At 68.4% G+C, this 7,915-nt stretch carries 8 protein-coding genes; all 8 read left to right on the top strand.

The annotated features are described in order from the left end of the window. Positions 1 to 200 (top strand): nucleoside-diphosphate kinase (locus tag ACK59X_RS31375; RefSeq protein ID WP_409962842.1); only part of this gene is annotated, 200 nt, incomplete at its 5' end. Positions 201 to 317: 117 nt separating this feature from the next. After that, positions 318 to 1,481 (top strand): 23S rRNA (adenine(2503)-C(2))-methyltransferase RlmN, encoded by a 1,164-nt coding sequence (gene rlmN, locus ACK59X_RS31370; RefSeq protein ID WP_409962850.1) that lies wholly within the window; start codon positions 318 to 320, stop codon positions 1,479 to 1,481. Between the two features lie 26 nt (positions 1,482 to 1,507). Beyond that, positions 1,508 to 2,347 (top strand): type IV pilus biogenesis/stability protein PilW, encoded by an 840-nt coding sequence (pilW, locus tag ACK59X_RS31365; RefSeq protein WP_409962840.1) that lies wholly within the window; start codon positions 1,508 to 1,510, stop codon positions 2,345 to 2,347. Positions 2,348 to 2,351: 4 nt separating this feature from the next. Further along, the gene (locus tag ACK59X_RS31360) at positions 2,352 to 3,299 is read left to right on the top strand and encodes a helix-turn-helix domain-containing protein (RefSeq protein WP_409962839.1); all 948 of its coding nucleotides are present in this window, start codon (positions 2,352 to 2,354) and stop codon (positions 3,297 to 3,299) included. A 24-nt stretch (positions 3,300 to 3,323) separates the two neighbouring features. Further along, the gene (gene ispG, locus ACK59X_RS31355) at positions 3,324 to 4,619 is read left to right on the top strand and encodes a flavodoxin-dependent (E)-4-hydroxy-3-methylbut-2-enyl-diphosphate synthase (protein WP_409962848.1); all 1,296 of its coding nucleotides are present in this window, start codon (positions 3,324 to 3,326) and stop codon (positions 4,617 to 4,619) included. Positions 4,620 to 4,796: 177 nt separating this feature from the next. After that, on the top strand, positions 4,797 to 6,065 hold the full coding sequence (hisS, locus tag ACK59X_RS31350; protein WP_409962846.1) for a histidine--tRNA ligase: 1,269 nt from the start codon (positions 4,797 to 4,799) through the stop codon (positions 6,063 to 6,065). A gap of 16 nt (positions 6,066 to 6,081) precedes the next feature. Then, positions 6,082 to 6,768, top strand: a complete 687-nt coding sequence (locus tag ACK59X_RS31345; protein WP_409962837.1) for a YfgM family protein — start codon at positions 6,082 to 6,084, stop codon at positions 6,766 to 6,768. Positions 6,769 to 6,788: 20 nt separating this feature from the next. Continuing rightward, positions 6,789 to 7,915, top strand: a 1,127-nt coding sequence (locus tag ACK59X_RS31340; protein ID WP_409962844.1) for a PQQ-binding-like beta-propeller repeat protein, incomplete at its 3' end; no start/stop codon positions are given.

The raw sequence follows: 7,915 nt of genomic DNA, 5'->3' as shown, positions 1-7,915 counted from the left end.
GGTACCGGGTGGTCATCACCGAAGGGCGCAACCGCGAGGTGATGGGCGCGACCGATCCGAAGAAGGCCGAGAAGGGCACCATCCGTGCCGACTTCGCCGACAGCATCGACGCCAACGCCGTGCACGGTTCGGACGCTGCCGAAACGGCTGCCGTGGAAGTGGCCTTCTTCTTCCCCGGCCTGAACATCTACTCCCGCTGAGATGGTGGTCCCCATGCTTGAGCCCACCCCGGTGGGGCGGCCGCACCATGGGGACGACTGCGAGCGGTTACCCGAAGGGACGCCGCTTTGACGACCACGATCGAAACGACCGCCGCGGTGAACGCTGTTCCTGCCGTCAAGGCAGCGGCGACCACCGCCACCACGACCAACCTGCTCGAGTTCGACCTCGACGGCCTGGCCGCATTCTGCGAGAAGTTGGGTGAGAAGCGCTTTCGCGCGACCCAGCTGTTCCGCTGGATCCACCAGCGTGGCGCGCACGACTTCGACGCCATGAGCGACCTGGCCAAGGCCCTGCGCGACAAGCTCAAGGGCTGTGCGCATGTGCAGGCGTTGCCGGTCATCACCGAGCATGTCTCGGCCGATGGCACCGTCAAGTGGCTGTTCGACGTGGGCGATGGCAATGCGGTCGAGGCCGTCTTCATCCCTGAGGACGACCGCGGCACGCTGTGCATTTCCTCCCAGGCCGGCTGCGCCGTGGGATGCCGTTTCTGCTCCACCGGCCACCAGGGCTTCAGCCGCAACCTCACCACCGGTGAGATCGTGGCCCAGCTGTGGTTTGCCGAGCATGCGCTGCGCAAGCGCCTGGGCAAGAGCGAACGCATCATCTCCAATGTGGTGATGATGGGCATGGGCGAGCCCTTGCAGAATTACACGGCCCTGGTGCCGGCCCTGCGCGTGATGCTGGACGACCATGCCTATGGCCTGTCGCGCCGCCGCGTGACGGTGTCCACCTCGGGCGTGGTGCCCATGATCGACCGGTTGGCCCAGGACTGCCCGGTGGCGCTGGCCGTGTCGTTGCATGCGCCCAACGATCCGCTGCGCGCCAACCTGGTGCCGCTGAACCGCAAATACCCGATCGAAGAACTGCTGGCCGCATGCAACCGCTACCTGGAGCATGCGCCGCGCGACTTCATCACTTTCGAATACTGCATGCTGGACGGGGTCAATGACCAGATCGAGCATGCGCAGCAGCTGATCGACCTGGTCAAGCCCGCGCGCGGCGAGGGCGTGCGCTGCAAGTTCAACCTGATCCCGTTCAACCCGTTTCCCGCGTCGGGCCTTTTGCGTTCTTCGCAGGCGCAGGTGATGGCCTTTGGCAAACTGCTGAGCGACGCGGGCATCGTGACCACGGTGCGCAAGACGCGCGGCGATGACATCGACGCCGCCTGCGGCCAATTGGCCGGCGACGTCAAAGATCGCACAAAAGCGGCGGAACGCATGGCCAGACAGCGCACAATCGCGCTCAAACCGGTGACCTGACACATCAAACTTGAAGGAGGCTCTACATGGTGGGATTGGCTGAACGCTGGCAGTGCGTGGGGCGCTTTGCGCTCCTGGCCTGCGGGGTGGTGGCGTGCATGGTGGGGCTTTCGGGCTGCACCACCACCAGCAGTGGCGGTGCATCGGCCAACCAGGGCAGCAACGCGGTCTTCACGCCCTCCGATGAGCCCGAGGCGCGCCGGCGCGCGCGCATCCGCCTGGAGCTGGCCACCAATTACTTCGAGAACGGGCAGACCACCGTGGCCCTTGACGAGGTCAAGCAGGCCCTGGTGGCCGACCCCACCTATTCCGACGCCTTCAACCTGCGCGGCCTGATCTACCTGCGGCTCAACGAGTTCGGCCAGGCCGAGGAAAGCTTTCGCCGCGCGCTCGGTCTGCGCAGCAACGACCCCAACCTGCTGCACAACCTGGGCTGGCTGCACTGCCAGCAGCGCAAGTACGCCGAGGCCGACCAGAGCTTCGTGACGGCGCTGGCCACCCCGGCCTATACGGCGCGCGGCAAGACGCTGATGGCGCGCGGCCTGTGCCAGGTGGAAGCCGGCCAGGTGGCCGAGGCCGAGCAGTCGCTGCTCAAGGCCTATGAGCTCGATGCGTCCAACCCCGTGGTGGGCTACCACCTGTCCAATCTGCTGATGCGCCGCAATGAGCTCACGCGGGCGCAGTTCTACATCCGCCGCCTGAACAACAGCGAGTTCGCGAATGCAGAAACGCTGTGGCTGGGCATCAAGGTCGAGCATGGCCTGGGTGACACGGTCGCCCTGCGCCAGTTGGGTGATCAATTGCGCAGGCGCTTCCCGGAAGCGCGTGAGACGGGTGCCTATCAGCGTGGGGCTTTCAATGAGTGATTCGGTGGCAGGGGTTTCGGTGCACGAAGAAGTACCAGGGGCGGCAGGAGGGCGCACGGCAGGGGCCCTGCTGCGCGAGGCGCGCATGGAAGCGGGCCTGCACATCGCGGCGCTGGCCGTGGCCCTGAAGGTGCCGGTCGCCAAGCTGGAAGCCCTGGAGGCCGACAATTTCGCCATGCTGCCCGACACGGTGTTCGTGCGCGCCCTGGCATCGAGCGTGTGCCGTACCCTCAAGATCGATGCGGCGCCCATCCTGGCGCTGCTGCCGCAGAGCAAGAGCCCGCGCCTGGTGGCGGGCAATGCCGGGATCAATGCGCCGGTCAAGGGCAGCAGCTCCAGCGCTGGCAATGGCTCCTTTGCCCCGGCGTCCTCGGGCGGCAAGAAGTCCTGGGCCATCACCGTGGTGGTGCTGGCCTTGCTGGTCGGCGCACTGGCCATCATGTTCGTGCCGGCCGACCGCAACCCGTTCGGCGGCAGTGCGGGCGACGATGCGCCGAGCGCTCCTCCGGTGTCCGCTCAGGAACCCCAGCCCCCGGTGGCTGCGGCTTCGGACCCGGCCGCGGCTGCGCTGCCCACCACGGCTGCGGTGACCGCGCCGGCTTCGGCCCCTGCCGTCAGCCCTTCCGCACCTGCGGCAGCCGTGGCGGCCAGTGCTGCAGCGGCACCGGCCGTGGCCGCTGCGGCGTCGGCCCCCGATGCGGCTGCGGTATCGGCCTCCAGCGTGCTGACCTTGAGCGCGCGCGGCGCCTCCTGGGTGCAGGTGCGCGACGCCAATGGAACCATTGCGCTGGAGCGCAATCTGGCAGTGGGTGAGTCGGTGGCCGTTTCGGGCGCGCTCCCCCTGAAGGTGGTGGTCGGCCGGGCCGACGTGACCGATGTGTTCGTGCGTGGCAAGCCGTTCGCGCTGACCACCATTTCGCGCGAGAATGTCGCGCGCTTCGAGGTGAAATAAGTGGACGAAAAGCTCCTGACCGATCTGGCCCCGGTTGCCATTGCCCAGCCCGCCCCCCGGCGCTCCCGCCAGGCCCGTGTGGTCTGGGGCTCGCGCGTGGTCACGGTCGGGGGCGACGCGCCGGTGCGCGTGCAGTCCATGACCAACACCGATACGGTGGATGCCATCGGCACGGCCATCCAGGTCAAGGAACTGGCGCAGGCCGGCTCCGAGTTCGTGCGCATCACGGTGAATACGCCCGAGGCAGCCCAGGCCGTGCCCTACATCCGCGAGCAGCTCGACCGCATGGGCGAGACCGTGCCGCTGGTGGGGGATTTCCACTTCAATGGCCACCGGCTGCTGACGGACTACCCGGACTGCGCGCAGGCGCTGTCCAAGTACCGCATCAACCCCGGCAATGTGGGCAAGGGCGACAAGCGCGACCGCCAGTTCGGCCAGATGATCGAGGCCGCCATCCGCTGGGACAAGGCCGTGCGCATCGGCGTGAACTGGGGCAGCCTGGACCAGGAACTGCTGGCCCAGCTGATGGACACCAACAGCCGCCGTGCCAAGCCCTGGGAAGCGCGCCAGGTGATGTACGAGGCGCTGATCACCTCGGCCATCGAGTCGGCACGCCGCGCGGAGGAAATGGGGCTGAACGGCGACCAGATCATCCTGTCGTGCAAGGTCAGTGGCGTGCAGGACCTGATTTCCGTCTACCGCGCCCTGGCGCAGCGCTGCGACTACGCGCTGCACCTGGGCCTGACCGAGGCCGGCATGGGGACCAAGGGCACGGTGGCTTCCGCCACGGCGCTTTCCATCCTGCTGCAGGAGGGCATTGGCGACACCATCCGCGTGTCCCTCACGCCGCAGCCCGGCGAGGCCCGCACGCAAGAGGTGGTGGTGGCCTCCGAGATCCTGCAATCGCTGGGTTTGCGCGTCTTCGTGCCCAGCGTCACGGCCTGCCCTGGTTGCGGCCGCACGACCAGCACCACCTTCCAGGAACTGGCCAAGCAGATCGACGACTACCTGCGCGCGCAGATGCCGGTCTGGCGCGTCAAGTACCCGGGCGTGGAGAAGATCAAGGTCGCGGTGATGGGCTGCATCGTCAACGGCCCGGGCGAAAGCAAGCACGCCGACATCGGCATCAGCCTGCCAGGTACCGGCGAAGCACCGGCGGCGCCTGTCTTCATCGACGGCGAGAAGGCCATGACCCTGCGCGGCGAGAACATCGCCAACGAATTCCACCAGGTGGTCGAAAACTACATCGAAAAGCGCTTCGGCGGCTCCCATCCGGTGGCTGCCCCGGCGGTGGATGCGCCCGACAGCGCACTCGCCTGACCCGGCGGCGGCCGACGCCCCTGCGACAATCGCACCCTGCGGGCCTGAACGGCCCAGCGAGGCGGCTCCCGAAAGCCGCCTCCCGTATCCCTATCCAACTGGAAGCCCATTGCCGTGAGTAAAGACGTATCCGCCGCTGCCGCCGCCAAGCCCGAGAAGCTGGTGGCGGTCAAGGGCATGAACGACATCCTGCCGCCCGATTCCGCCCGCTGGGAGTGGCTGGAGGACAAGGTGCGCCAGCTGATGGCGCGCTACGCCTACCGCAACATGCGCACGCCCATCGTCGAGCCCACGCCGCTGTTCGTGCGCGGCCTGGGCGAGGTCACCGACATCGTCGAGAAAGAGATGTACTCCTTCGAGGACCGCCTCAACGGCGAACGCCTGACCCTGCGCCCCGAGGCCACGGCCGGCGTGGTGCGCGCCGTGGTCGAGCATTCCATGCTCTACGAGGGCGGCAAGCGCCTGTACTACATGGGCCCGATGTTCCGCCACGAGCGTCCCCAGCGTGGCCGCTACCGCCAGTTCCACCAGATCGGTGCCGAGGCCCTGGGCTTTGGCGGCCCCGAGGTGGATGCCGAGCTGATCCTGCTGGCCAATGCGCTGTGGAAGGACATCGGTCTCACCAACGTGCGCCTGGAGCTCAACAGCCTGGGCCAGCCCGAGGAGCGCAAGGCGCATCGTGCGGCGCTGATCGCTTACTTCGAGCAGAACATCGACCAGCTCGACGAGGAGGCGCGCCGCCGCCTGCACGCCAACCCGCTGCGCATCCTGGACACCAAGAACCCGGCCATGCAGGCGCTGGTGAATGCCGCGCCCCGGCTCATCGACTTCCTGGGTGCCGAGTCGCTGGCCCACTTCGATGCGGTCAAGGCCATCCTGGACGCCAATGGCGTGGCCTGGACGGTCAACCCGCGCCTGGTGCGCGGCATGGACTACTACAACCTCACGGTGTTCGAGTTCATCACCGAACAACTGGGCTCGCAGGGCACCATCTGCGGCGGCGGCCGCTACGACTACCTGATCGAGCAGATCGGCGGCAAGCCGGCGCCCGCCGTGGGCTGGGCCCTGGGCGTGGAGCGCGTGCTGGAGCTGGTCAAGGAGCAGGGCGCCCAGGTGCCGGCGCTGGTGCCGGACGCCTATGCCGTCATCCCCGGCCGCACTGCATTGCCGACCGCCATCCGGGTGCTGGAACAATTGCGGGCAGCGGGCGTGCAGGTGCAGATGCACGGTGCGGCCACGGCTAGCGAAGGCATGGGCAGCATGAAGTCCCAGTTCAAGAAGGCCGACAACAGCGGCGCGCAGTATGCTTTGGTGTTTGGCGATGACGAACTCGCCCGCGGCACCGTCACCGTGAAGTCCCTGCGCGATGGCGCAGGAGGTGCCCAGGTGGAGCAGCCGCTCGCCAATGTGGCCGATTGGGCCGCCACCCTACAATCCACCCGTTAATCCTTACCTACCCTCCATGGCAAATCAATTAGACCTCGAAGAGCAGGAACAACTCGACCAGCTCAAGCATTTCTGGAACCAGTGGGGTACGCTGATCAGCTGCGTGCTGATCGTGGTGTGCGGTTCGCTGGCGGCATGGAACGGTTACCAGTACTGGCAGAGCCGCCAGGCCACCAAGGCGGCGGCGCTGTTCGATGCCGTCGACGTGGCCAACCGCGCCAAGGACCAGGCGCGCGTGGAGCAGGCCTTTGGCGACCTCAAGGCCAGCTATGCCGGCACGCCGCAGGCGGCCCAGGCCGGTTTCCTGGTGGCCCGCGGCCTGATCGAGGCTGCCAAGCCCGATGAGGCGCGCGAAGTGCTGGCCTGGGTGGCGGCGAATGCGGGCGACGACGGCTTCAAGGCCCTGGCCAAGCTGCGCCTGGCCGCCGTGCTGACCGAGCAGAAGAAGTACGACGAGGCGCTGGCCCAGCTCTCGGGCTCGCTGCCCGCCGCCTTCGACGGCGTGGCTGCGGACCACCGTGGCGACATCCTGATGCTGCAGGACAAGCGCACCGAAGCCCTGGCCCAGTACACCAAGGCCTACAAGGCCATGAGCGAAGACGTGGAATACCGCCGCCTGGTGGAGGTCAAGCTCAATTCGCTGGGCGCCAACCCCGCCGCCGAGACGGAGGCCGCCGCCAAGACGGCCGAGGCTGCCAAATGAGCGCGCGCGCCCTCTCCCGGATGAAGAAGGGTGGCAGCGCCGCCCGCGGCCTGGTGCTGTTGGCCCTGGCGGCATCGCTGGCCGGCTGCTCGATGATGCCCAGCGGCTCCTTCTGGGGCGGCTCCTCCAAGCCGGTGCCTGCCGACCTCGGCGCCAACGTGCCGGTGCTCGGCGTGCGCCAGGCCTGGACTGGCAAGGTCGGCTCGGTGGCCGGCCTGTCTCTGGACGTGCGTGTCAATGGCACGACGGTGACCCTGGCTTCGGCCGATGGCACCGTGGCGGCCATCGACGCCCGCACCGGCGCCGATGTCTGGCGCCTGGCCCTGGCCGAGCCGCTGTCTGCCGGTGTCGGCAGCGATGGCAAGCTGGCCGCGGTGGTGGCGCGCAGCAATGCGCTCATCGCCATCGATGCCGGTCGCGAGCGCTGGCGCCAGCCCATGGCCTCGCAGGTCTTCACCGCCCCGCTGGTGGCCGGTGGCCGCGTGTTCGTGCTGGCCGCCGACCGCACCGTGACCGCCTTCGATGCGGCCACGGGCAAGCGCCTGTGGACGCAGCAGCGTCCCGGCGAACCCCTGGTGCTGCGCCAGGACGGCGTGCTGCTGGCGGTGGGCGACACCCTGGTGGTGGGCCTGTCCGGCCGCCTGGTGGGCCTGAACCCCGACAACGGCAGTGCCCGCTGGGAGGCCCCGCTGGCCAGCTCGCGCGGCACCAACGACGTCGAGCGCCTGGTGGACCTGGTCGGCAACGCCAGCCGCGTGGGCGAATCGGTCTGCGCCCGGTCCTTCCAGTCCACCGTGGGCTGCGTGAACGTGGCGCGGGGCTCGGTGGCCTGGACGCAGCGCGCTGCGGGCGCCGACGGCATCGACGGCGACAAGGATGCGATCTTCGGCACCGAGAGCAATGGCTCGCTGGTGGCCTGGAACCGCCACGAGGGCACGCGGCTGTGGGGCGCGGAGCGCGCCAACAAGTCGGCGGCCGCGAACACCCTCGAGAAGCAGGGTCTGCCCTGGACGCTCTCGCATGACGCGCCGGTGACGCCGTCGCCGTCGGTGCTGGCGCTCGTGGACGCAGCGGTGAACCGCCGCACCGCCAGCGGCAATGTCATCGGTCCGGACGAGCGCGTGACGCCGTACGCCGCGCTCGGCGC

The organism is Acidovorax sp. (genome assembly GCF_046339755.1).
GTDB lineage: Bacteria > Pseudomonadota > Gammaproteobacteria > Burkholderiales > Burkholderiaceae_C > Acidovorax.
The sequence above is the reverse complement of the archived record's forward strand: the minus strand, read 5'-3'. Positions and strand labels throughout refer to the sequence as shown.